Source organism: Singulisphaera rosea (assembly GCF_054877945.1).
Genome location: NZ_JBTYIP020000019.1, coordinates 160,864 through 186,296 on the forward strand (window position 1 = coordinate 160,864; position 25,433 = coordinate 186,296).

General features: G+C 64.6%; 14 protein-coding genes, 1 pseudogene and 1 riboswitch. Of the genes and pseudogenes, 6 read left to right on the forward strand and 9 right to left on the reverse strand.

All coding sequences use genetic code 11. From position 1 onward, the window contains the following. Positions 1-16 precede the first annotated feature (16 nt). The 8 genes and pseudogenes from ACYOEI_RS27105 to ACYOEI_RS27140 all read right to left on the reverse strand — a co-directional run bounded on the left by ACYOEI_RS27105 (position 17) and on the right by ACYOEI_RS27140 (position 10,764). Entirely contained in the window at positions 17-490 is a 474-nt protein-coding gene (locus ACYOEI_RS27105; RefSeq protein WP_462852771.1) for a chemotaxis protein CheW, read from the reverse strand. An 11-nt stretch (positions 491-501) separates the two neighbouring features. Then, complete coding sequence (locus ACYOEI_RS27110; RefSeq protein ID WP_462852772.1) at positions 502-3,624, reverse strand: hybrid sensor histidine kinase/response regulator; 3,123 nt, start codon at positions 3,622-3,624, stop codon at positions 502-504. Continuing rightward, entirely contained in the window at positions 3,621-4,460 is an 840-nt protein-coding gene (locus ACYOEI_RS27115) for an STAS domain-containing protein (protein WP_462852773.1), read from the reverse strand. The genes ACYOEI_RS27110 and ACYOEI_RS27115 overlap by 4 nt, the downstream gene beginning before the upstream one ends. A gap of 1,581 nt (positions 4,461-6,041) precedes the next feature. After that, positions 6,042-6,143, reverse strand: a pseudogene (locus tag ACYOEI_RS27120) (hypothetical protein); the annotation flags it as partial. A 269-nt stretch (positions 6,144-6,412) separates the two neighbouring features. Beyond that, positions 6,413-6,601, reverse strand: a complete 189-nt coding sequence (locus tag ACYOEI_RS27125; protein WP_462852774.1) for a hypothetical protein — start codon at positions 6,599-6,601, stop codon at positions 6,413-6,415. A 417-nt stretch (positions 6,602-7,018) separates the two neighbouring features. Next, positions 7,019-7,744, reverse strand: coding sequence for a PEP-CTERM sorting domain-containing protein (locus ACYOEI_RS27130; RefSeq protein WP_462852775.1), 726 nt, complete (start codon positions 7,742-7,744; stop codon positions 7,019-7,021). Positions 7,745-8,139: 395 nt separating this feature from the next. Next, positions 8,140-9,798 (reverse strand): ankyrin repeat domain-containing protein, encoded by a 1,659-nt coding sequence (locus tag ACYOEI_RS27135; RefSeq protein ID WP_462852776.1) that lies wholly within the window; start codon positions 9,796-9,798, stop codon positions 8,140-8,142. A 204-nt stretch (positions 9,799-10,002) separates the two neighbouring features. Beyond that, positions 10,003-10,764: a hypothetical protein gene (locus ACYOEI_RS27140; RefSeq protein WP_462852777.1), complete on the reverse strand. Its 762-nt coding sequence runs from the start codon at positions 10,762-10,764 to the stop codon at positions 10,003-10,005. Positions 10,765-11,951: 1,187 nt separating this feature from the next. Here ACYOEI_RS27140 and ACYOEI_RS27145 point away from each other — a divergent pair. From ACYOEI_RS27145 to ACYOEI_RS27155, 3 genes are all read left to right on the forward strand, one after another. After that, on the forward strand, positions 11,952-13,109 hold the full coding sequence (locus ACYOEI_RS27145) for a hypothetical protein (protein ID WP_462852778.1): 1,158 nt from the start codon (positions 11,952-11,954) through the stop codon (positions 13,107-13,109). Positions 13,110-14,060: 951 nt separating this feature from the next. Further along, on the forward strand, positions 14,061-14,618 hold the full coding sequence (locus ACYOEI_RS27150) for a BON domain-containing protein (protein WP_462852779.1): 558 nt from the start codon (positions 14,061-14,063) through the stop codon (positions 14,616-14,618). A 203-nt stretch (positions 14,619-14,821) separates the two neighbouring features. Beyond that, entirely contained in the window at positions 14,822-15,313 is a 492-nt protein-coding gene (locus tag ACYOEI_RS27155) for a BON domain-containing protein (protein ID WP_462852780.1), read from the forward strand. Positions 15,314-15,515: 202 nt separating this feature from the next. Here ACYOEI_RS27155 and ACYOEI_RS27160 read toward each other — a convergent pair whose 3' ends face one another. Further along, positions 15,516-17,069 carry a thiamine phosphate synthase gene (locus ACYOEI_RS27160; protein ID WP_462852781.1) on the reverse strand — a complete coding sequence of 518 codons (1,554 nt, stop codon included), beginning with the start codon at positions 17,067-17,069 and terminating at the stop codon, positions 15,516-15,518. Between the two features lie 356 nt (positions 17,070-17,425). Between ACYOEI_RS27160 and ACYOEI_RS27165 the strand changes: the two genes are divergently transcribed. From ACYOEI_RS27165 to ACYOEI_RS27175, 3 genes are all read left to right on the forward strand, one after another. After that, entirely contained in the window at positions 17,426-18,013 is a 588-nt protein-coding gene (locus ACYOEI_RS27165; protein WP_462852782.1) for a glutathione peroxidase, read from the forward strand. A gap of 406 nt (positions 18,014-18,419) precedes the next feature. Continuing rightward, positions 18,420-18,579: riboswitch (cobalamin riboswitch) on the forward strand. A 191-nt stretch (positions 18,580-18,770) separates the two neighbouring features. Then, positions 18,771-23,231: a cobaltochelatase subunit CobN gene (gene cobN / locus ACYOEI_RS27170; protein WP_462852783.1), complete on the forward strand. Its 4,461-nt coding sequence runs from the start codon at positions 18,771-18,773 to the stop codon at positions 23,229-23,231. Continuing rightward, positions 23,228-25,261: a magnesium chelatase subunit D family protein gene (locus ACYOEI_RS27175; RefSeq protein WP_462852784.1), complete on the forward strand. Its 2,034-nt coding sequence runs from the start codon at positions 23,228-23,230 to the stop codon at positions 25,259-25,261. Before cobN ends, ACYOEI_RS27175 begins: the two co-directional genes overlap by 4 nt. Positions 25,262-25,433 lie beyond the last annotated feature (172 nt).

A 25,433-nucleotide genomic window follows, 5' to 3' on the forward strand; every position in this document is an offset into this window, starting at 1 on the left:
ATCGAATCAGGATGGGTTAGACGGTCGCGGCCAACTTCTGCTCGACGACGGCGAGGAATCGCCGGGCGTCCAGGATGACGAGCAACTCTCCATCCAGCTTGCACACGGCATTGACGAGGTCGGTGCGACGCGCCTGCCCGGCCGCGGCCTCGTCGTTCGCTTTGGTGAAGGCGTCGATTCGGTCCGGGCTGACCGACTCGATCTCGGAAATCCGATCGACGAGCACGCCGAAGGCATTTCCGACGCAGGGCTTGAACAGCACCATCCGGCTCTCGTCCGTGACGGTCGAGGCGGGCAAGCCGATCAGACGTCGCAGGTCGAGGGCGAGGTAGATGTGCCCCCGGATGTTCACGAGCCCCAGGACTTCGTCGGGCGCGTGCGCCACGCGCGTGTAGTTCGTCTCGGCCGTGACCTCCTTGACGTCGAGGATGTCGACGCCGAAGAGGCGGTCGTCCACGCGGAACGTGCAGAACAGGCGTGGCGTTTCCATGAGAGGCCTCGTCACTTGAGCATGTCCTGCGAGACGAGCAGGTTGCTCACCTTACGCACCAAACGGTCGTGGTCCAACTTGACCTCGTAGCTGTCGAAGCCGCATTCCTTGGCCTTGATTTCATAAGGAAAGCCGCTGAGCGAGGTCAGGGCGAGCATCGGGGTCTTGATCCCCCGCCGCCTCGCCTCGCGGGCGAAGTCCCAGCCGTCCATCACCGGCATCTCGACGTCCGAGACGATCAGGTCGAACGCCGCGTCGGTCGAGAGCTTTGCAAGGGCGTCCTCGCCATGGATGGCCGTGTCGATCTCGTGACCCTCCGCGGCCAGGTAACGTTTGACGACCTCGCGGAAGAACGGCGTGTCGTCGATCAGGAGCAACCGCTTCGGCCGCTTCGTTGCCGAGGGTTTCGGCGTCTCGGTGGCCGCCGAGGCGATGCCGAACAGTTGTTGCGAGAGTCGGTGGATGTCGAGGAAGAGGGTCAGGCGGCCCCGCACGATCGCCGACCCGAGGATCCCTTGGGCTTGCTCCGGGTGGCTTTGCAGGTCGACGGCCAACGACTCGGTGTCGACGATCCGAGAGACGAGGATCGCCATCGCCGGGCGGCCGAACTTCGGCAGGATGAGCGAGACCTGCGAACCCGGCCCGGCCGCATCCCCCTCCGGGGCGGAGACGTCCAGGACCGTCTCGAGCCGGAGGATCCGCATCGAGATGCCGTCGATGTTGATGTACTCATAAGCCCCGACCCGCTCGATGCGGCCTCGGTCGACCATCTCGATGCGGCGGATCTGGAGCAGCGGGAGCGCGAACTGCTCGAGGGGGCCGGATTCGAACAGGAGGACTCGGTGTTCCTGGGCGGCCTGCCGCGAGTCTCCGAGTTTGTTCGCGGACACGGCGATCGCGTCGAAGCTCGGGCGAGCGTGTTCGACGATCCCCGCGACGTCGGCGATCAGGGCGACTCGGCCGTCTCCCATGATCGTCGCACCGGCGAAGAGGCCCACCCGCTTGATCGAGGCGTGCAGCGGCTTGACGACGATTTCTTCGGTTTCCTTCACGTCGTCGACGACGAGCCCGAAGCGACCACCCAGCACGCGCAGGACCAGGATGTACTCGATCCGAGCGGGGCCGGCGTCACTCGGTCCCTCGGCGAGTGGTCCAACTTTCGTACGATCGGAGCGAGGGTCGTGACCGGCCAGGACGTCTCGGAGGCGCACGATCGGCAAGAGGCGATCTCGGAGACGGAAGACCTCGGTGTCGTAGGCCCGCTCGATCCGGCCGGGCAATCCCGGATGGAGACAGACGGCCTCCTCGAGCTCGCGCTGGGGAATCGCGAATCGGTCGCCGTTCACGGTGACGATCAGGCAGGGGATGATCGCGAGCGTCAGGGGCATCCGCAGGATCATGGCCGTGCCGAACCCGAGGGCGGAGTCGATCACGAGCGAGCCCTCGAGCTGCTCGATGTTCGTCTTCACCACGTCCATCCCGACGCCTCGGCCGGAGACCTCCGTCACCTGCGAGGCGGTCGAGAAACCGGGCAGGAGGATCAAGCCGAGCAACTCTCGAGGGGACATCCGGTCGAGCTCGGATTCGGTCCTGAGCCGCATCGCCAGGGCCTTCGCGCGCACGGCCAGGGGGTCGATCCCCCGGCCGTCGTCGCGGATCTCGATCCGAACCTGCCCCTCTTCGTGGGTGGCCGTCAGGGTGATCTGCCCGGTCTCGGGCTTCCCCTTTGCAAGGCGGTCGTCGGGCCGCTCGATCCCGTGGTCGACGCTGTTGCGGACCAGGTGGGTGAGCGGGTCGGAGAGCTGCTCGAGGATGGTCTTGTCGAGCTCCACGTCCCGACCGACGATCGTGATCTCCACCTGTTTCCCGAGCTGTCGACCGAGGTCCCGGACCACTCGAGGGAACCGGCCGAAGAGGTTGCCGATCGGCTGCATCCTCGTCCGCAGGACGGTCTCCTGGAGCGCCGAGGTGACCGCGTCGAGACGCTGCATGATCGGCCGGAGCGGACCGTCTTCCTGCTCGAGGGCCAGGACGGATTGGTTGCGGATCAGAGTTAGCTCGCCGATCAGCGTCATCAGGCGGTCGAGCAGGTCAACGCTGATCCGCAAGGAGGCCGCCTTGTCGGCCTCCGGCAAAACCGGGCGGGCTGGACTTCCCGCCGAGTGGACCAAGGGGACCGGAGCGGACGACGGACGAGGGGCCTCGACCGGCCGAGGCTCGATCGGCTCCTGCGAGGGCAGCGGAGGTAGGCTTGGGATCGGGAGTTGGAGCTGATCTTCGAGCTCTTTCAAGCCGAGGTTCGTCCGCAGAAGTCCGGACAGGACCACGGGGCCTTCGGGGAGGCCGGCCGACAGGTCGTGTTCCGGCCACTCGAGGCGAGGCCCTTCGAGATCTCCGAGCCGAGCGAGGTCGGCGAGAAGGCTGCCGAGGGGTCGTCGACTCGACCGGGCCCAAACCCCGAGATCGACAGAGAAGGGCCAGGCATTGGGAGGAGGTTCGCCCACCGATTCGCCTGAAAGCGAGCCGAGTGTCTGGCGGACCACTTCCGGAGTCAACAACGAGACGAGCGGGGCCTGGAAGCGGATCGGTCCCTGCGGGATGCCGAGTGAGAGGTCGGTCGTCGAGAGGGTGATCGACGGGTCGACGACGGCACCCAGGCCCTTGAGGGCGGCGAAGAATCCGGCGAGCCGCCCGGAGCGTTGCCGGCTGACTTCGCGCAGGTCGAACTCGAGGGCAAGGGGGGCCTGGAGGATCGCACGCTCCCATTGCTCGAGCGGTTCGAGGATATCGCGGAGGTCGACGGCCTGGCTGCCGTCGAGGTCGTCGACGAGCGCCGAGAGACGATCGCATGCCTCGAAGAGGCGCTCGATGGCCATGGGCGGCGGCGTGGTCTTCGAGTGCCGGAGAGCCTCGAAGACGTTCTCCATCGCGTTGGCCAGGATCCGGATCGCCGAGAACCCGAGGAAGCCGGCGTCGCCCTTGAGCGAATGCACGAGGCGCAAGCAGAGGTCGATCTGTTCGCGACCCCCCGCCGGATCGGCCGGCTTCTCGAGCGAGAGCAAGATCTGTTCAAGCAGCGTCAGATGATCTCGGGCCTGGGTCACGAACTCGTCGGCGCGGGAGTCCATTGTCATTCGGCCCCCCATGCCGACTCCCGTCGGCCCCCGAACGATCCGGCCAGACCGGTGACGCGAAGGACCGTCGCAAGCTCGGGGGAGACCCTCGACAATTCGGGGGCGGGGTGACCGGACCTGGCGAGGTACGGTGGGACGGCCGCGAGGAACGCCAGCCCGTCGGCGTCGAGATCCCGGGTTGAGTGGAGGTCTAAGCAAATCGTTCGAGACGGGGAGTCGATCGCGGCGAGGAGCTGCTGGCGGAGTTCTTCCGAGGCGGCCGAGTCCAGGTACGCCGGAAACGTGATCGTGATGTCGGGGACCTCGGGAGCGGGAAGGCCGGCTTCGACCGTAGTCGACACAGGCTGATGTGGGGACTCGCCGATCGAGGAAGATGCGTCAGGCCTTGCGACGTGGGCTGGGGCCGTCTCGACCGGACTGGGACGACCGCTAAGCACGCCATGGAGTTCGGCGACCTGCGCATCGACGAGTCCGCCGAACTCCTGGTTCAGGTCGAGGTTGGGATCCTTCGTCGCCGACGAAATCCTCCCGAGCAGGTCCACGCCGCGGAGGAGGACGTCCACATCCCTTGCAGTGAGCGAGAGCTTGCCCTGCTGGGCGGCGACGAAGCAGTCTTCCATGACGTGGGCCACGCTGACGGAGGGGTCGACGCCGACCACGCGCGAGGCACCCTTGATCGAGTGGGCCGCCCGCATCATCTCGTCGATCCGCGAGGTGTCGCCGGGGTTACGCTCGAGCGCGAGGAGCGCCGAGCTCAGCGTCTCGGCATGCGTCTCCACCTCGGCCCGAAACATCTCGATCAGCGTATCGTCTTCGTGACCCGTTTCGCCGCTCATGGTGATGGCTCGTCAGCCGAGGAAACTCAGTGGACGGTCACAGCATGAAACCGTGCGAGATCGCCTACGCGGCTCACGCCCCAGTCTCGAGGCTTCCCGCGACATTCATAGTCGCGATCCAGAGTCGCTCCGCTTCCAGGGAACATTCGACCATCGGCACGAAATCAGGATCGCGACTCGAGATGCCCTGCCAGGTCGAGACATCGACGCCGGTCGAGTCTTCGATCGGATATCGGGAATCTCTCGACGCGAAGGCGATAGGGATGGTGTCCGGGCCCCGTTGTTGACAAGGTTAACACGTCGGGCGCCGAATTCAATGCCGGGTCTTCCTATTTTGCCTAGTCGACCGTGTTTGCACGCCTCAAATCTGCGGACGCCCGGGTAAGTCCTGAAGAATTGGCGATAACGCCGGGCCTTGAGTCTCGCTTGGGCCTCGAGCGGGCCGCGGAGTTTGGCGACGGCCCCGGGGCGTTCCGCGCGGACGATGGCGGAGTAGACCGCGACCCGGGTGGCGACAGCTTTGAGGACGCGTTCGAGTTTGTCCTCGTGGATGCCGCCGAAAGCGAACCAGGGGCGAGTGTCGTCCAGGCGAGATCGGGAAAGGACTAGGTGATGCTGGCGAAGAGGGGCCCGACGCCGAGGTCACTCGCGCCGTCTATCGCCAAGGGCGGAGGAAAAGCCCGAGAGGGTCACGGCAGAACGGCCGCGATGCTTCCTCGGGCTCGAAACGGATTGGTGACACGATGCTCAAAAGGCCGGGCGTGGTCGAGACCCACCTGAGTCGAGAAAACGGGACCACGAGTCGAAATCCTGGGCAGGCCGAGGGGAGGTCACTCTGCTCCGGAGGTCGACGAACCACCTCAAAAGTAAGCCGCCGGCAGTGGAGATCATAAGGAGAGGCGTCCCGATAACGACCAAGTCATAAATGGACTATAGGTAGAAAAAGAAAGAGACGGTATCAAGGAAGGTGTGTTATCCTCGCCGGTTGCGGGCCTCGTGCAAGACCTCCGAGATTGCTTGACGACTGCCGACTTGCTGATCCCGCTGGAGGTCCAAGGCCAGTCGACCTTTGAGCGACTGCTGGGTGCGGACCCGCGGTGGGGTCGGCAGTGTACTCTCCGGGGGGCATCGGCGATCCTCCCACGAGTGAAGACGTGATTTACCCAGCAGACCAGGTTCCCTGAGAGACGGCAAGAGTACACACCTTCCTTGCTACAGTCTCCCTTCCCGACCGCAAAATCACGCGGGACTTTCGTGAGATAATAGGAACATTCGTCGATGCGGCCATACCCCGCGTCGCGGGTCTCGTGGCACCGATACCGCAGGCCCGCAAGGTCGCGTTCCAAATGATCGCAGAAGAAGGTCTGGATCGCTTCCATCAACTTCGGCTGATTGTTCTTCACCGCGATCACGCAATCGCCATTACCCGTGACGATCTGTTCGACGATGTCCTACTGGCAGCCCATCGCGTCGATCGTGATGATCGTGTCTTCCACCTCGATCGCCTTCAGGAGTTGAGGGATGTCGGTGGATGCCGGTGGGGCCATCGCACCCGCAGATGATCCCCCAGATCGCGATGACGGCGATATCGGCGAGCCGGTGTTTGCGATTGCGCGTGTGGCGAGGGTCGGAGAGCGATTCGAAGTAGGAGCCGATGGAGCCGACATCGACGAGCGTTGGCACAGGAAACGTCCTGAGTTCGGTGGGATTGGGACGCCCTAGCCAAGATGGGAGTCGCGGCGACCCAAGCTCATTGACCGAATCCAGGATATCGAGCCGAGGCGCATCGCGCTAGGCCTCATAAACCTTACAGGCCTCACGTTTATGTGCGCCGGCCCTGGGGTTTCGTAGACCTCGGCCATCCGCTACCTATGGTGGATATGGGCGGATGGTAGCGCAACCAGTTGGGGCGGGCAAGGGGATATTCATGCCGGGTTTATGCTCCTTGATCCTCACCCTTCTTCCTCACCGTCCTCACTGGCGATGATTGCCATCGCCGTATTGTTCAGCGCGGCCCGTCCTCCGGACACGCCCCTGTCCACGATTTTCCCATGCCGCTCGATCAGAGCATCGACCTCATCCGCGGTCTTGTCGAACTTCTCGACCAGCAACGCCTTCAGGAGTTCTCGGAATTTCGCCACCGTTCCCCCTCGCGACCGGATAAAGATGCGGCGCCGACGGATTCCGGTGGTTGTTCCGCGGGCGGTGGGGATTTGCCCGACGAGTCGCCCTCCATCCTACTACGAAGCCGGGACAGCCCGGCCGACATCTTTCAAAATTCGCGATTTACAAGATACGATCCAATTACCGGCCAGATCACCGGACTCCTGGTCTGGTTTACGCTGTTCCCTTTCGCGATTGGTCATCGGCGTCGTCGCTGGGAGTGATTGGTCAGGAATTGGTAGCCGTTCGCGGCTATGGTCGGTGACGCATGCTTGGATCCGGATTCGTGGGCATCGCTGAGAGCGTTGAGACAGGACACCCAACGAAGCGGAGGGCAGCGACTCGAAATAGATGAACGCCGCAGACGTTCATCCCGACGCCTTCGCCTCGCTTCGTCATTGGCTCGGATTTCTGCCTCGGATCTTATGACGCCTAAAGACCATACCCAGGGCGCCCAACGCGAGGATGGCGAAGACGGACGGCTCAGGGGCGTTCACGGGCACCAGGCTGGTGATATCCCCGGCGACAAGCCCAGCGGCCGATTTGTATTCGACGGAGGCCTGGCTGAACTTCGCGAGGTCGAGGGTCGAAGGCAATGCGGTGCTGGCCAGCGCCTGGCCCGTTGGATCTGCGAGCTTGACCTCAACCCAGTTCCCGTTCGGATCGCCGACGCTGAGGATGAAGGTGTCGGAGGGAAGCGGCGTGGGCCATCCGAACATTTGGTCGTTCCTGATGCTGATCACCCCCCCGACCGGGCTCCCGATCGCGAACGATGGCAGGCCACCGACGTTCATCGTTGCGTTCAGAACGTGGCCCGGGAGTGGCGGGCCCAACAGGGGAGAGCCGTAGTCCTTCGTGGTCGGGTCGTCGCCCGTGTCGCCAAAGATTGCAATCAGGGGTGTCTTGTCGATCAGGGGGATCTGCGGATCATAGGTGAACGACCCCGAGAACGGCGTGCCCCCTGGGATGTCGGCGAAACCACCCATGATATCGTCGAACCGCTCGGTGGTCCCGGAAAAGTTGTACGTGATGGGCTCGGCGTGGGCCGCCGACACCACCGTCAGGAACATCAACGCAATCGCGATCCGGTCGATGCTAAATTGTCGGGCGATTCTACGCATAGGAATCCTTTCCGTACTTGCCGCTCAACAGATGAGGTGAGAAGAACAGGTTCCGTGGCACGAAATTTAGGGCGGCGCGATCACTTAGACAACCCCAATTGCCCTGACGCACGACCATATTTAGCGGACGATCAGCACTATCTATTCATTGACAGGACTTCGGCACTTAATCCTTAATGAGTTAGGCGCTCCCTCCGCCAGTTTCCAAAGCGTCAGGATCGTCCGACCCTCGGGCGTGAGCACGAACCCCTGCCCTCGGCACGCCAGGCAACGGTCAGGGAAATCAGCGCCGGGGACAAGCTCTTGGCCTCGGCACGCCAGGCAATCGGCGAACAGGGCGATGAGCTTCACGGCAGACCTGTCGCTCGCCTTCGCGGCACCGGCGTGGGACAGTTTCACGCGACGATTGCGGGCGTACCAGCTCGCACAGGCCGGGCGCGCGGCCCGTTCAGGAATCGACCCAGCCACGTGTAGCGCACCAGGGTCTGGTATGTCCACAACAGGAAAGAGGTCACGACCGTGACGATGAGCAAGAACTTGGCAAGAGCCGGGATCGGCCAGTCCTTCACGGCGAGTTGGGCTGCGATGATCAGCGGCAGATGGGCGAGGTAGAGCCAGTAGGCGGAGTCGGAGAGGTACCGCATTGAGGCATTATCGGCGGGACAGTATCGGCGAAAGAGGCTCATCAGGCCGAAGGTGATGAACCAGGGGTAGGCGGCCTGCACGAGGACGGAGAGCACTCGGCGTGAGAGAGGCGACATCGTAAAGCTCGCGGGGCCGGACCAACCGCCGAGGAGGGCAAGGCCGAGAGGCAGGATCACGAGGAGCCCGATCGCGAGAGGCAGCCACCAGCGCCGGCCGATCCGAACGGAACCGTCGTCAAACTTGAAGTCGAGCGTGCCGAAGCCGAAGAAGATCGCGTAGTACGCGAACACGTGCGGGATGGGCAGGGGACCGGTCGAGGTGTCGGGCCCGAAGATCGGTGTAGAGCCGCCGTCGCCCATGAACCACTGGGGGATCATCGTCAGCGGGGTCAGCCAGAGGTAGCGGGCCGGCGAGAGGACCAGCCATGAGGGCAGGCGCACAGAGGGGAGTCGTGAGCCGATCGCCGAGACGGTCGCGTATCCCACGACCAGCCACCAGAGGAACCACAGGAACCAGAGGTGGTTGAAGAGGGGGATCTGCATGAGGATGTTCGCGAGTCCGGAATTCCTCCCTGCGGTCGCTCCGTGTTGGCGCAGGGTTTCGGCGATCGCAGCCTTGCGGCGGCCAAGGCCGTTCTCGTCGAGGTCGAGCTGGAGCACGGAGGCGAAGTAGCGTGTCGTCCCCTCGTCGAGGACCGCCGTATCGAGGGGCGTGCTGCCGTCCTTGTTCGCCACGTTGAGATTCGCGTCGTTGCGGATGAGCACATCGACCGTCTTCTGGTGACCCAGGAAGGCTGCAGCGTGCAAGGCCGTCCCGCCGTCACCGCCTGCGGCGTTCACGTCCGCGCCTCGATCGATCAGTCGCTGGACGGCCTCCGCGCGACCGGCGATCGCGGCCCACATCATGGGTGTGCCGCCATGATCGGGGTCGATGGCGTCCACAGCGACACCGCGCTTCAAGTGCCGCTCCATGGCGTCCAGATCACCGTCTCGCGCGGCCGCCCAGATCGTCGACGCACTCGCCGCCGGGGCCGTGCCGCCGGCCTTCCGCGGGGCGGAGGTGATCGCGAGGGTGGAGATCCCCAACGTGAGCGGGACGATCGTGAACAGCCCCACCATCAGCGGGAGGAACACCCGGTGGAATCGGTGCTTGATCAGCGCGCCGCGGCCTCGCCGGCGGAGCAGCATCGCGCTGAAGTAGCCGCTCATCACGAAGAACAGCGGCATCCGAAAACCGTGGATGGCCGAGAAGACGATACCAAAAATATCATTCTGCCGAGTATCCGTGACCATCCAGTACGATGGGAAAAATGAGAGGGAAGCGTGGAGGACAATCCCCAGCAACATGGCGCCGGCCCGCAGGGCATCCAGGTCGGGTCGTCGGGCCAAGGCAGGTTTTTCGGTTCTCATGGAAGACGTTCGCCCGACTCCGCTCGTTATTCAGCCAGGACTTCATGGCTTGTCGGAAGAAACTGAGCGACCTACCCGAAAAGGCAAGCTTGATCCTTGGCGAGCGGGAATTCTTCTACAGGATAGGGCAGGAGGGTGAGATCAACTCACGGGAATCCCGATCCAGGAAGACCGACGAATCGCCGTATTCGCTCCAGAGTGATCTCATTCCGGCTCGGAGGATTTCATGATGCGGCGACGTGCACCATGCGAAAACCCGGTCACCGTATCAATCGAGATGGAAAGGGTCACCGTCTCGACGACCTTGGGCACGGTGAGCTGGACGGTGCAGGTCTCGACTTTCTGGGGGAGGACAAACTGCAGGTGTTCAATGGTATTGCTCGAGCCGCTACCCGAACCGCTCGACTTGATTTCGTTGCCGCCGCTACCGAAGAAGGCAAATTTCTGCACCTCGCGGGCGATCGGACCGTCGTGAAAAATCATGATCCGCGTCCCTTCCGGCTGCCCGTTCCCCTCCTCGGGATTCATACCCATGATGACGAGCGGCGACGGTCCGACCGTGATCACGTCACCCTTCGTTTTGACGTTCTTTTGCTCAATGGTCCGTTGCCCGTGGCCGAGTTTCAGGACCAGGTCGGCCTCGAGTAGGAGCCGAGCCGAACCGGTCGCCGGGAGATGGGGGGAGTGAATGGTGAGCGTCCCAAAGTGGCCGGAAGGGTCGATCTCGCTCGTGAGCGTACAGTTTTCAGGCCCCTGCTGGGGGAACCCCGGGATTTGCCGCACTTCTCCAGCCGGCTTCTCCAGCGTCAGGTCCGTGTCCCTGCTGTCGGTGAATTTGGTGATCTTACTTTTCTTGGCATCCAGCCCAAGGAGCCACGCCTCCGGTTCCTCGATCAGCAGCGTGAGGGTCGTGCCTTCCTGAGGCGTGGAGTTGAAACCATTGAAGCGGCGCATCCGACGCATCATGGCAGCCTGGTTGTCCTGCGGACCTGGTTCCGGCCGACTCAACTCGAGCCGAAGCACCGAGACCTTCGGAAGTTGCTTACCGTCCTCGGGAGGCTTCTCGGACGTTTCCGCCGCCTGTTTGGATTTCGGGGTCTGAGCGAGCGACGGTGTCACTCCAAAGCAGGATCCGATCACGACCGTGATCAGCAGCCTTTGGAAGCAAATTGCTGGTTCCATCTGTCCCCCGTCCAGTAAACATAGTCCGGTGTCACAGCCTTGAGCCTTGTTCAGTTTACGCCTTCGTCATGCCGCTCGGAAGTCTGCGATACGGTGTGGGAAGGGGCGAGCAGGGGGGCCCAAAGGACATGTAAAGCAAAAGGCTTACCAGCGAAAACCCCGGCGCCAGCCGGGAAAAATAATTGACGCCAGACACTTGGCCTTCTGCCGCGAGGTGATGGGTTGGGAGAAAGCGATTGGTGGCAAATTCCGAGTCGCGTCGAGTATTGCCGACGATAGACAACGGCTGAGTTTCCACGACCTCAACCACGTCATGGCTGCCGTCCAAGAGTGGTGAGACAGGATGCGGACGCCCCTGACGAATATGTCACCGTCACCCTGAGTTGCGGGAACGGGGAGTGCATCGGCCACGCATTCATCGGAAGAGGAAAGTCTACGACGGCCTTGGCAACGAAATCGGAATCGATGCGAGTCCAGGGGATGTCGCGATTCGAGAGTGTGCCGAACCTGACCAGGCGCTAGGCATCGTGGTTGACGTGCGACGCCGGAGTCCGGCGAAGGTATCAAGGGATGGAGGACGAACTGGTCGGGCCTTCGACCGTCCCGACTTAATCGGAAAAACTAGAAACTAGGTCCGACCCGGAGGCCTCCTTGAGACGGTCTCGCGTGTCGTTCTCAAAATCGTATGGGCCACCTGAGAGACACCTGGATTGATCCTACTACGTTTGTAATAATCAGGTTGTCGTCCTTGGGCCGTTCTCGACGAGGCTTCGAACATGCCTCCTTCGCAGCGTATATTTTGGCTCTTGGTGCTTGCGTTTCACGCGACGGTGGCTGGCGGATGGCTTTGGTTCGCTCCTGGTGGATTTCCCGTCTTGCATCCGCATTTTTGGTCGAACCGGATTGTCCCTGTGATCCTTTTGGCCACGGTCGCGACTGCGTTTGTAGCGGCGAGGCGGGGAAAAACGGGATTGCTGGGCGCGACCTTCGCGGCATTTCCGGCGTGTTGGTTCGCGGGGGCGTTGGCTGGTCGCATCGCGTTTCCGGTGTCGCTGGCCTGGCTGTTTTGGGTTCCGCTGGCGGGGTCGGTGGTGATGGCGGCGCTTGTTCGGATCGGTTGGCGGGTCGAGGGCGTTCCACGTAGGCAGATTCTGAGCGTCCTGGTTTTGAGTGCCTTGCTCGGAGTTTCGCTTCCGCTTTCTCAGAAGGCGCCGAAGGCCGACACTCGACCGTTGAACCCTTCGGAATTTGTCGAGTTTTCAAATCTCGGCATCATGGATCGGTCATTCGATGGGCGGCTGAGCGCGAAGGCATCGGTGCATTCGGGTGACGGCTCGCTGACGATCAAGGCGGGACGGCTCACGCTGTCGGTGCAGCCACTTTTGCGATTCCTGGAACGATCGCCCGACGGCTGCTGGACGGCCTTCGTGCCGGCGTCGGTTCGGGAGGGACCAGAGCTTCGCTTGAAGTCATCGAGACGCGATGGAAGAACGGTTTTCCTCCAATATCGCGCGGATTATGAAGCGGTCCTTCGGGCCTGGCAAGACGAGGCATCTGGTCCGGTTCGACTTGAGTCGCAAGCTCGGCTTGCTCGGCGAATCGACTCACATCTCAATTCCTTTTGCGATCTGGATATTAGCGGGCATCAGCGACTTTCCCTGGAATTCTCGCCATGCCCGGGGTCGCTCATCGAGGTTCGCCCGGCCGACTACCCATTCGGCCGTCCGCTTCGCGCGGCATATCTCGACCGCTTGGGTGAATTCCGAGTTGTGGAGGCTTCCAACGGCGAAAAAGGGCCGTTCAAGGTCCTGGCGCAAGGCAGGCTCGGACGCGGCGAACCGCTCGGGATCACGCTCTATGACAAGGGCATCGCAATGGCGAAAATCACACTGGAAGACTGGTCCGCACAAGCGGGAACGGCCCTCTCCGCGACGGCAGGGTGGGGCTTTCCCGTCAACGCGATCGAATTCAGCCTCGCGAGCGATCGCCCAGGCTCAACCGCCGCGATTTACACCAGCCTTGCCGGCACATCGGTCGGCCGAGGCTGGGATAGCGTCGGCCACCGCGCGGGAACTTACAGGAATCGGATGACGATCGAGAGTCTCGATGGATCGATTGTTTCAAAATAGATGGTAGACCGAATGGCACTCGGCTCGGGTGTAAGGGTATGGATGGTAATTGGATATACAAATAAAAGACTTCTAGATATAGGTTTGGGTGGTTACACGATCCCACTCTTTTCCCAGTCAGGAGGCCGTCGATGTTTCAGCCTATCCGACGACGCATTTCCGACCAGATCAATCTCCTCCACAATTCCACCTTTGGGCCAATCGTCAAGAGTGTATTGCCTGACCTTACTGGCTTCGCTTCCCAAGAGCGAGAATACCGCCGTCCGTGCAGTTGCCTCTTGGTTGTCTTAAGTCGGTTCACATGACCTTCCACCGGGCCGTTGCCCCATCGCATCGTTATCGCTGCGTACAACGCCGACTCATCGCGGCGGATGCCTCGGCGGAGTTGCGAACCTCGGGGCAAGAACTCACCTCGGCACGCGATATCCAATCCGCCAGCGTCCCGGTCGATCGTTTGCGGATCAGGGCGGTGAACTCGTCCGCCAGGTCTTGGGCCGTCGTCAGGTCAGGATTGGCCGCTGGGATCCTGTCCAGGCGGGCCTTGGCTTCGACCGTACGATCCTCGGGACGACGGAGCCGGTCGAACGAAAGATGTTCGGCGAGGGGGGTGGCTTGGACAATCGTCGTACGCGACGGTATGAAGCCTGATTTTCCCCATCGGTTCCGGGTTAATGGGAGACGCGTCGAAGCCTAAATTATTCGACATGCCATACACCGTCGATAGGACCGTCCCGGGCGGCCTTGGCCCGCGTGCCCGATCGTCACGACCAGAATTGACGCGAGTGGATTCGTCGATCGGGCTCGATCGGGCGGCCCGGGAGAACGATCATTAGGGTGTCCGCCGGGCTTCGGCGGTCGTCCCGTCGTCGGGAATCCGACGGGCAGGGGCCTTGGTGACGCCGGGCGTTGCGAGTGCTGCGATCGCTCCGGGTTGTGACGGAAGTGAGTGCCATGAACGAACGGATCGATACCGGCCTGCTCGCGGGCACCGAAGGGATCACTCTCCTCTCGGCACGCTCGGGGCTCAAGCTGAGATGGGCCCTGGGCGGGCTGATTGCCGGCATCGTGCTGGGAATCTGGGTCGGCGGGGTGCCCGACCGCTACGGCGAGGCGGACGGATTAGTCGGCGGCGTCAACGGGGCCGGGCGGACGATGCTTCGGGGCTGGCAGTATACGGGGGCGATCCTCAATGACCTAGTGGCCTGGGATCGGACCTCGGTGCGGAAGGTCGGCCTGTCGCGGCAGGTCGAGACCCGGATATGGCAGGACAAGAACCTGGTCGCCAACTCGATCGTCGTCGAGGTCGAGGAAGACGGGACGGTGGTGCTCAGGGGCCTGGTACCAAGCCGTGAGAACAAGGAGAAGGCGGTTGCCCTGGCGCAGGACACGCGGGGGGTCGATCGAGTCGTCGACGAGCTTGCGTTGGCGCCGAGGCCGCGGACTATCGAGACGGATCGGGCCGAGCCCGTCCCGACGGGCGTGGCGACCGGACTGCGGGTCGTGAGGTGAGGCCTCGCCCGGCCGGCTCGTATTCCTGAAGTGATATGGCCGTGCCGGGGGCCATCCCCCGGCACGGCCTGAGACAGGCATCTCCGTTCGGTAATACGAACGAGGGACGCACGGGCGTGCCGGCACGCTACTTGCGGACTCCCTTCACCAACACACCTCGATCGACCTCCGTGAATCACGACCTCTTTCCATGGAGTCTGATCATGTTCCGCGCAGGCACTGCCGCTTTCCTCTCGCTCGCCTTGGTTTCCGCGGTCCATGCCCAGGACGGCCCGCTCAACCGGATCGGCCGCAGTCTCGACAAAGCCGGGAAGAATATCCGGGCGTCGGTCGAAGACGGGGTTGCGCGTGGGGAGATCACCGCCCAGGAGCGGGATCTGCTCAACCGCGTCACCAAACGGATCGATTGGGACAAGAAGATGGCCGGCTCGACCCTGCGGCTGGAAGCGCGGCCGGGTGGCGTCGTCGTCCTCCAGGGGTCGGTCACCAGTGAGGCGTCCAAACTGAGGGCGGTTGACCTGGTGGAGAACACCACGGGCGTCACATCGGTCGTCGATCAGCTTGCCGTGGTCAAGTCGGTCCGGGTCATCCAGGCCGACCCCGCCGTAATCGAGGCTCAGACCCCCGCTGCGGCGGTGGAGGTCGAGAGGCCGATCGTGGTGAGCCCCGGCGCGAAAGTCATTGTCCGGCCGTGATGCGGTGGGCGGCCGACCTTGACCTCGTCTTCGCTAACCTGGCTTGAGGGCCGTTCAAGTTCCACGGCCACCCGCCTGCCGGTCGAGTCTGCACGACCTCGGGAAATGCAAACAGGGCGACCTCACCTTCCCGTGAGTCGCCCTGTCGTTTTGTTCTCCAGACGCCCAATCCCGACGTCCGGTCATTTCGGCTCGATCCGATTCAGCCGTCGAGATCGAGGGCGTCGAGCTGGGCGCGGAGCTTGGCGGCGGCGGCCTTGGGGCGTTCGGCGCGGACGATGGCGGAGCTGACGGCGACTCGGGTGGCGCCGGCTTCGAGGACGCGTTCGAGGTTGTCTTCGCTGATGCCGCCGATGGCGAACCAGGGGAGGGTGGTGGTCTCGGCGGCGAGCTGGACGAAGGCGAGGCCGGCGAGGTCGGAGAAGTCTTTGGTGGTGCTGGCGAAGACGGGGCCGACGCCGAGGTAGCTCGCTCCGTCGAGGATCGCGCGGTCGAGCTGCTCGCGGTCGTGCGTGGAGATCCCGATCAGGGGGACGGACCCGACGATTCGTCGGGTATCGCGGAGGGTCAGGTCGTCTTGACCGAGATGGACCCCGTCGGCGCCGGCGAGGCGGGCGAGGTCGGGTCGGTCGTTGACGATGAACCGGGCGTGGGCCTGGGCGGTGAGGATCCGGACTTCCCGGGCCCTGCGGAGCCACTCGCGATCGGGGATCGCTTTCTCGCGGAGCTGGATGACCTCGACGCCTCCGGCCAACGCCTCGCCGACGATCCAGGTCAGGTCGCCGAGGGTGGGGAGGCCGCCGACGAGGAGTTGGAGTCTCGCCGGGCCCAGGACCCGCGCGGAGGCCACGGCGGTGAGGGTGAGCTTCTCGAGCGTGTAGACGTCGTAGCGGAGGACTTCGAACCGTCCGGCGAGCCAGACGTCGACGAGCTTGCCGTACTCCTCCAGGGTCCTGAGGGCCTCGGCGGTCCGCTTGAAATTCGCGGTCAGGACGGCGCGAGGGTTCTCGCGGGCCTGCTCGGAGGTCGTCATGATGTGCGTGCCGACGTCGCCTCGGGTGTCGCGCGAGGCGATGAGCAACTCGGCGTCGAAGCCTCGGACGGCCTCGGCGAGCCGGTGGCGGACCTCCTTGAGCCGCTTCGTCAGCGCGGGGTCGCCGAGGACGAAGCGGACGTAGTCCTCGACGACGCGAAGCCCTTCCCGGGCTCGATTCGCCGAGGCGTCGAGGATCCGGCCGAGGTCGACGGCCTGGGTCGGTTCGACGAGCTCGAGCGGGGGGATCTCGTCGGCCATCGGGATCGGCCCGGCTTCGGACGCGGCGCCAGGCGTCAGGCTTTCGAGGAGCGACTCGAGCTCGATCCCGACGCCGGCCAGGAGGTCGGCGGCCGGTCCCGGGGTGGCGACCATCCCCGCGAGCAGGTGCTCGGTGCCCACCTGTCGGCCCCGTTCGAGCGACTTCGCCCGGAGGGTCGCGTCGTTGATCACGGCCCGGAACGAGGGGGAAAAGGGAAGGGCTGAAGCACCTTCCGGCGTCTCGAGTCCATCCTCGTCCGGCCCGCCTAGTCCGAGGGCCTGGTAGAGCCGTTCCGACTCCAGCCCCGACTGGGTGAGCAACTCGGCGGCGCGGCTCTCGGCCTCGTCGATCAGGGCCGCGAGCAGGTCGATCGGCTCCGCGGCCGAGGCGCCGCGCAGGAAGGCACGGACTTGGGCTCGTCCCAGGGCCCTCGAGGCGCCCTCTGTCAGAGAGTCTTGCATGGCTTGATCACTCGGGTCCGACGGAGGTACGCGGGGTGATGACCTTCACGACCCCTCGGCGGCCGCTTGGACCTCACGACGTCCTCGAGAGGCCCGTTCGGCCCCCTTCGCTGGCCCGGCTTCGCCGGGGAGTCGAGGCGAGAACCTCGCGTGGGGGACGCCGCCTGGAGGGCCACTGTTCAAGATATCGAAATCTCTGGACGCGAGAGCCCCCGCCTTGATTTCCGAAATAGGCCTTGCCATGATAATGCGGTAGTCGCTCCTCCTACAATGTCGGGTTAGTCGCACAAGCCAGGGCGGCCCTTCCTCCGGGCCGTTGCGTTCGTCCCTCCCTCCTCCTTGCACAGGAATCCACAGTGCTCGACCGTATCCTCCCCCTTCTCCTGGCGACCCTCTCCCTGCTATTGGTCGCGCGGGTCACCCCCGCGGATGAACCCGCCAAGAAGCCCACGTCCGTGCACGCGTTCCAGGCCAAGGACATCGACGGGAAGACTGTGGACCTCGCGAAGTTCAAGGGCGAGGTCCTCCTGATCGTCAACACCGCGAGCCAGTGTGGGAATACGCATCAGTATGCCGCGCTCGAGACGGTCTATGGGAAATACAAGGCCGATGGCTTCGAGGTGCTGGCCTTCCCCGCCAACGAGTTCGGGAACCAGGAGCCCGGCACCGACGCCGAGATCAAGTCGTTCTGCAGCTCGAAGTACAGCGTGACGTTCCCGCTCTTCGCGAAGATCGTCGTCAAAGGGGAGGCGATCCACCCCCTTTATGGCTTCCTGACGAGTCCGGAGACCAACCCCAAGTTCTCCGGACCCATCAGCTGGAACTTCGCCAAGTTCCTGGTCAACCGCAAGGGGGAGGTTGTCGCCAGGTTCGACCCTGAGGAAGGTCCCGACTCGGAGAAGGTTGTCAAGGGGATCGAGAAGGCCCTGGCTGACCCGAAGTGAGCTGGCCGCGACGGAGGAGTGAGGAGACGGGAGGTCGAGGGCGCGGTGCCTTGCGGGATGAATTGGTCGAGCACGAGTGAGAAACCCCGGCCGGTTGGTCGGGGTTTTCGCTTTGCATCCCACCTTGGGGATGATCTCGTCGTCGACTCTGTCCGGGGACGCTTGGCCGTGGCGTGGGTCGGATTTTCGCGGTCGTGGTTCAACCCTCTCGCTTACTTCGTTGTGCTCGGCTGGAAAAACGGATTAAAGTCGGATTCAATTTATAATAATTTGGTTTGGTACTTCTTGGATGTCTTGCCTTCGGCGGAGTCGTCCTTCCTGCCGATGGATAGGCTGTGCCGGGCAGGTATGGGTTGTCGGAGGGCTCGAGTCTCGGCTAAGATCGCTCGCGGTACGAATGTAGGCTGAGGCTTGCATCCGTGCAAAGCTGGGGGCATCCCCCCCTCAATGAAAGCGGCGAAGCCGGTGTGATTCCGGCGCTGTCCCGCAACTGTAACCTGGGCGCGAGGCTGCCACAGCCTCGTCGACCGGGAAGCCAGGTCGACCGCTTGAGCTTATCCCCATATACCTCGAGGAAGGTGAGGGAAATCCATGTCCGAAGTCTCAGGCTCACGCACTCCCCCGTCGCTCGATCCCACGACCCGGCTCCGGAATTGGGCGGAACCGCCCGAAGCTCGCTCCTAGCCGCGAGACGCCGGATCCCCCGCCCCGAAGTGCGCGACCCTCTCGCGCCGTGGCCTCATAAGTCGATCGAGCCATGCTTGGCGTCCAGGCGACGGTGTTGGCCCATGCCAACTCGAGCCCGATGACCGAGCGAAACGCGAGCCGGAGCCTAATCCCCGTGTCATTGCGAGCGAATCGCCGTCGTGTCTTGAGGAACGATGGGAAGACGATCCACGTCTTGCCCCGGCGCGGGCATTTGTTGGTCTGCCAGCGGGGATGCTGCTGCGGGCGCGAAGACCGTGGCAATCCGATCGTTCCCCTCGATTTCTACAAGCAAGAGTACAAGCGTCGAGGGATCCGGGACAACGTCCAGCTCACCATGAGCGGTTGCCTGGGGCCTTGCCCGCTGTTGAACGTGGCGCTGGTGCTCTTCGACGGCCGCCGAGTCTGGTTCCAGTCGATCAACCACGAGTCGCGGATCCTGGCGATCTACGACTACATCGACCGGATGCTGGCGGCCGATCGCTACCTCCCGCCGACGGCCGAGCTTGCCGAACTGGCGTTCGACTTCTACGCCTGGCCCGAGGAGGCCGTGCTCTCCGGCGAATCGTCTCACGATCGAGGCGAATTCATCGATCCGGGCTCGAAGCTCGTCGACGAGATCTTGCTGCTTTCCCACGCCGACACCGACCTCCTGGCGCTGCGGAGGGCGATGGCCGACCAGCCTGTGGGACTGCCCATGGTCCGGACGGCCAGTCTGAACCGGGTGAAGAGCGACGAGCACCTGGCATCGCTCGTGGACGACGGCGGCCGGGTCGCTCGCGTGGTCGTCGCACGCGTCCACGGCGGCCCGGACGACCTGCCGGGGTGGCGTCGGCTGGCGCAGTATGCTCGTCAAACCGACCTGAGGCTGCTGCTCATCAGCGCCGTCGGACCGACCGACCCGGAATTCCTCGCGGGCTCGACCGTCCCGACCGCCGTGATCGAGCGAGCGGCCGCCTATCTCCTGGCGGGCGGGACGGCCAACATGGAGAACCTCGTGCGGTTCCTGGCCGACGAACTCTTGCGGGCGGAGCTTGGCTTCTCGCCGCCCGGGAGTCCGCCGCGTCACGGGGTTTATCACCCGGATCTCCCGCTCGAGACGACGTTGGCCGAATGGGGAGCCTTGCGTGATCCGTCGCGGTCCACGGTCGGTCTGCTCTTCTATCGCGCCCACTGGCTGAGCACGAACCTCGAGTTCATCGATGCCCTGGTGCGTGCGATCGAAGCGGCGGGGGCCAACGCCCTGCCGGTCTTCACCGACTCCTTGAAGGAGCCGTCGAGGGCGTCGGAACGTCCTTCGGCGGCCTGGCCCTCGGCGTTCGACCTGTTCTACGACGGGGACAATCGGCTGATCGACGTGCTCGTGACAACCATGTCATTCGCGATGGCGGAGACCCGGAACTGGACCCACGGCGGATCGGTGGATGCGCTGGAGTCTCTCGACGTCCCGATCCTCCAGGCGATTGCCAGCGGTTCGGCGAAGCCGCAGTGGGAGGCGAGCCCGAGAGGGCTCGGGCCGCTCGACACGGCGATGAACGTCGCGGTGCCGGAACTCGACGGGCGGATCATCACCGTGCCCGTCTCCTTCAAGGAGTCTTCAGGGCCGGGTGCTCTGGAGGCGCCTCGATACGTGCCCGAGCCCGACCGGGCCGCACGGGTCGCCGGCCTCGCCGCGAGATTCGCGACGCTGGGCAGGCTCCCGAACGAACAGAAGCGAGTCGCGGTCATCCTGACGAATGCTCCGGGCAAGGCCGCTCGGATCGGGAATGCCGTGGGGCTCGATGCACCCGCCTCGCTGATTCGGCTGTTCGCGGCGATGCGCGAGGCGGGCTACCGGATCGAGGGTGTACCGCCCGACGGCGATGCACTGATCCATGAGTTGATCGACCGGTGCTCCTATGATGAGACGTTCCTGACGACCGAGCAGCTCGCCAATGCCGCGGGGCGCGTTCCTGTGGAACAGTATGCCGCGTGGTTTGAGGAACTGCCCGAGAGTTTGAGACGCGGGATGATCGAGCAGTGGGGGCCGCCGCCAGGCGCGGCCTACGTGCAGGACGGGGCGATCTCGCTGGCGGGACTGGAGCTGGGAAATGTGTTCCTGGCCCTCCAGCCGCCTCGAGGTTACGGCATGGATCCCGCGGCCATCTACCACCAGCCCGACCTGCCGCCTCCCCACAATTACTATGCCCTCTACCGCTGGCTCCGAGACGACTGGGGCGCCGACGCGATCGTCCACTTCGGCAAGCATGGGACCCTGGAGTGGCTGCCCGGCAAGGGCGTCGGCCTCTCGAGCGGTTGTGCCCCCGACGCCTTCCTGGCCGATCTGCCGCTGTTCTACCCGTTCATCTTGAACGATCCCGGCGAGGGCGCCCAGGCGAAGCGGCGCGGGCATGCGGTGGTCGTCGACCATCTGGTCCCCCCGCTGACGAACGCCGGCGTCTACGGGGAACTGGAACAGCTCGCACAGCTCGTCGATGAGTACTACCAGGTCGAACTGCTCGACCCGTCGAAGCTGCCGGTCCTGCAACGCCAGATCTGGGACCTCATCAAGCGGGCGCGACTCGACCGCGACCTCGCGCGGCTGATGACCCAGGACCACGGCGATCACACGCACGATTGGGACGAGGGCCTGACCGCCGACGGCACTCCCGTCTCGCTCGCGAGCATGCAGGGACGCGAGGTTGCCCACCTCTTGGAGGACCTGGACGCCTACCTCTGCGAGCTTGCCGGGGCGCAGATCCGAGATGGCCTCCACATCTTCGGCCAGGCCCCAAGGGACGAGACGCTCGTCGAGTTGCTTCGCGCCCTGACCCGGCTGCCGAACCTGGAGGCTCCGAGCCTTCGTGCCTCGGCCTGTGCCCTGTTCGGGCTCGATCCGGATGAACTCCAGGACGGGCTCGGAAAGCGACTCGACGGCGAACGGGACGAGGCGGTCCTCAGGCTCGCGGATCGCACCGGCAAGCCGATCGTGACTCGGGGGGATGCGCTCGAGGCGGTCGACTCGCTGGTCGGCCAGTTCTTAAAGGCCTTGCACCGCGACGGGTTCGACGGGGAACGGGTCGGCGAGGCGATCGGGTCGGCGTTCGGCGACGAATTTCGAACCGACGAAGTGCTGGCCCGGATCGGGGCTTTCATCTGCCGGGACCTGGTTCCGAAGCTCGCGAAGACGGAGGAGGAGACGACGAATCTGCTCGCGGCGCTCGGAGGTCGCTACGTGCCCCCCGGTCCCAGCGGAGCTCCGACCCGAGGCATGGCCCACGTGCTGCCGACGGGCCGGAATTTCTATACAGTCGACCCGCGAAGCCTCCCCTCGCCGTCGTCCTGGGAGGTCGGACAGGCCCTGGCCCGCGAGGTCGTCGAGCGTCATCGAGTGGCAACCGGCGAGATGCCCGAGCGGGTCGGCATCAGCGTCTGGGGCACGAGTGCAATCCGGACGCAGGGGGACGACGTTTCCCAGGTCCTCGCGCTCCTGGGTGTGCGGCCGACCTGGCACCGGGAGAATCGTCGAGTCCTTGGGTTCGAGGTGATCCCCCTCGAAGAACTGGGAAGGCCCCGGGTCGACGTTGTCATTCGGATCAGCGGATTCTTTCGTGACGCGTTCCCACACCTGATTAGCCTGTTGGACGAGGCCGTCGAATGCGTGGCCACGCTCGACGAGGAACCCGAGCGGAACTTCGTCCGCAAGCACTACCTGACCGACCTGGCCGCCGGCCTCGATGAGGGTGGCTGCGAGTCCGATGCCGAGCGGAAGGCTCGCTATCGCGTTTTCGGGGCCAAGCCGGGCAGCTATGGGGCTGGGATCCTGCCGTTGATCGACGAGAAGAACTGGACCGAGCCGGGCGACTTCGCCGAGGCCTACGTCAATTGGGGCGGCTACGCCTATACCTCCGAAGGCCAAGGAGCCGACGCCCGCGAAACCTTCCGCCATCTGCTCTCGGGCGTCCAGGTTGCCTTGCACAACCAGGACAACCGCGAGCACGACATCTTCGACAGCGACGACTACTTCCAGTTCCACGGGGGGATGATCGCCACGATCCGCGCCCTCTCGGGTCGCGTGCCGCGCCAGGAATTCGGCGATACGCAGGATCCGCGTCGGCCCAAGGTTCGCGACCTCAAGGAGGAGACACTCCGCGTCTTCCGCACCCGAGTCGTGAACCCGAAGTGGCTCGACGCGATCCGTCGGCATGGCTACAAGGGGGGACTCGAGCTGAACGCGACGGTCGACTACTTATTCGGGTACGACGCCACGACGGGGGTCGTCGAGGACTGGATGTACGACCAGGTCGCCGGAGCCTATGCCTTGGATCCGACGATGCGTGCCTTCCTGGAACGGAGCAACCCCTGGGCTTTGCAAGCGATCGGCGAGCGGCTCGTCGAGGCCGCCGAGCGTGGCCTCTGGGCCGAGCCCGACGCCGAGACCCTCGATTCTCTCAAAAAGATGATCCTGGAAACGGAAACGGCCCTTGAGATGCGAGCCGAGCCGCCCGCGTCGCGCCCGAGCGGACGAAAATGAACGGACACGACATCGGCTATCCTTTTGGCGCACTCGTCGGGCAGGAGGCGCTCAAGACGGCTCTGCTCATCGCTGCGGTCGACCCGAGTCTCGGCGGCGTCTTGATCCGAGGTGAAAAGGGGACCGCCAAGAGCACGGCGGCACGAGGTCTGGCCCGGCTGCTGCCGACGCTCCGGGCCGTGGAGGGTTGTCCGTTTCGTTGCGACGTCGATTCGCCCTGGCCCGAGTGCCCTTCGTGCTCGGAAGCCTCGGCAGACCGACGGGCGGTCGAGGCGTCACCGCCCCACGTCGAGTTGCCCATCGGCGCCACCGAGGACCGGATTCTCGGGGCGTTCGACCTGGACCGCATGCTCAAGGAGGGGCGATCGGCCTTCAAGCCCGGCCTACTTGCGCGTGCCCATCGTGGGATCCTCTATGTCGACGAGGTCAATCTCCTCCCCGACCATCTGGTCGACGTGCTCCTCGACGCGGCGGCCTCGGGCCTCAACACGGTCGAGCGCGACGGGATCTCCGCCCGACACCCGGCCCGCTTCATCCTGATCGGTAGCATGAACCCCGAAGAGGGAGAACTGCGGCCACAGTTGCTCGACCGGTTCGGCCTGATGGTCGAGGTCGCCGCACCGACCGACTTCAACCTCCGTGCCGAGGTCGTCAGGCGCCGGCTCGAATTCGAGTCGGATCCCACCGGATTCGCCTCACGCTGGGAGGCCGAGGATCGGGCGCTCGGTGCAACGATCGCGGAAGCCAGACTCCGGCTCCGGGAGGTGGTCGTCGCCCCCGGCCTGCTCACGGCCATCGCCCGGGTTTGTTGCGAAGCCCAGGTTGACGGACTCCGCGCGGATATCGCCCTCTACAAGGCGTCCCGGGCTCTCGCTTCGCTCGATGGCAGGGGTCGCGTGCGGAGGGACGACCTCCGTGCCGCGGCCGAGTTCGTCCTGCCTCATCGGCGTCGTCGCCAACCGTTCCAGCAACCCGGCCTCGACCGCGACGCGATCGAGCGGGCGCTGGGACCGGACGAACCGGAGTCGGACACCCAGCCGCAGAACGGGGACCGTGTGGCTTCGCCTCCTCGGTCGGAGGACGAGTCCGGAGATGAGGACGGCTCGCCCGACCGTGATCGGCCTCGCCCGTCTTCGGATCCGGACGAATCCCACTCTCCGAGTGATGCCGACAACGACGGCGAGGAACAGGTGATTGCCCCAGGCGCTCTGCCGGCGATGCCTCGCCTCGAACTCGATCCCCGGCCTCCGGCTCGGGATCGGCCGTCGATTCCGGGGACGCGGACGGGGGGAGGAACGGTGGGCCGAGGACCTTTCCTGCGGGCCGTCGCGGACGAGTCGCCGGGTGAGCTCGCCTTGGATGCTACCCTTCGGGCCGCGGTCCGTCGCCGACCCGGCACGGGGGGCGTGCCTGCGATCGAGAAGAGCGACCTGCACGGGAAGGTGCGTGCGGCCCAGAGGAGTGCCCTGATCGTCTTCCTCGTCGACACCTCCGGATCGATGGGGGCGAGGCGTCGAATGGAGGCGGCGAAGGGAGCGATCCTCAGCCTACTTGGCGACGCCTACCGTCGCCGAGACCGGGTCGCCATCGTTGCGTTCCGAGGCCCTCGTGCCGAGGTCGTCCTGCCGCCGACCCGAAGCGTCGACCGGGCCGAGTTGGTCCTGCGTCAACTCCCGACCGGCGGCCGCACTCCCTTGGCGCACGCACTGACCTTGGCCGCCGAGTTGATCGCCAGGGAATGCCCTGACGAGTCGGCCATGGTTGTTGTGCTGACCGATGGAAGGGCCAACGTCCCCGTCCCTGGGGGCGAGGGGACTCCCTGGAGCCAGGCTTTGGCGGCCGGAGGACAGCTCGTCACGCTCGGGGCTTCGGCCGTGATTTTCGACACCGAAGAGGGATATGGGCGTGTCGGCCAGGGACCCGAGCTGGCGGCCGCGATGCGGGCCGACCACCTTCCGCTGGCACACCTGACCGCCGACGCGGTCCTCGATCGGATCGAGTCTTCGGGCTTGAAAGGGGGCCGGCGTTGAACCTGGTCGAGCGGGCCATGGGGCTCGTGACGGAAGGTTCCGCGGCGTGAATTCACCTAGGGCGGAGTTTTGAGGAGACCTCCCAGAATCAACGTCGCCGAAATCGACGGAGGCGAGCTCGGCCGGGCGCAAGCCCAGCCAGACGCTCGCCTCCGAACGGTTCGATGGAGCT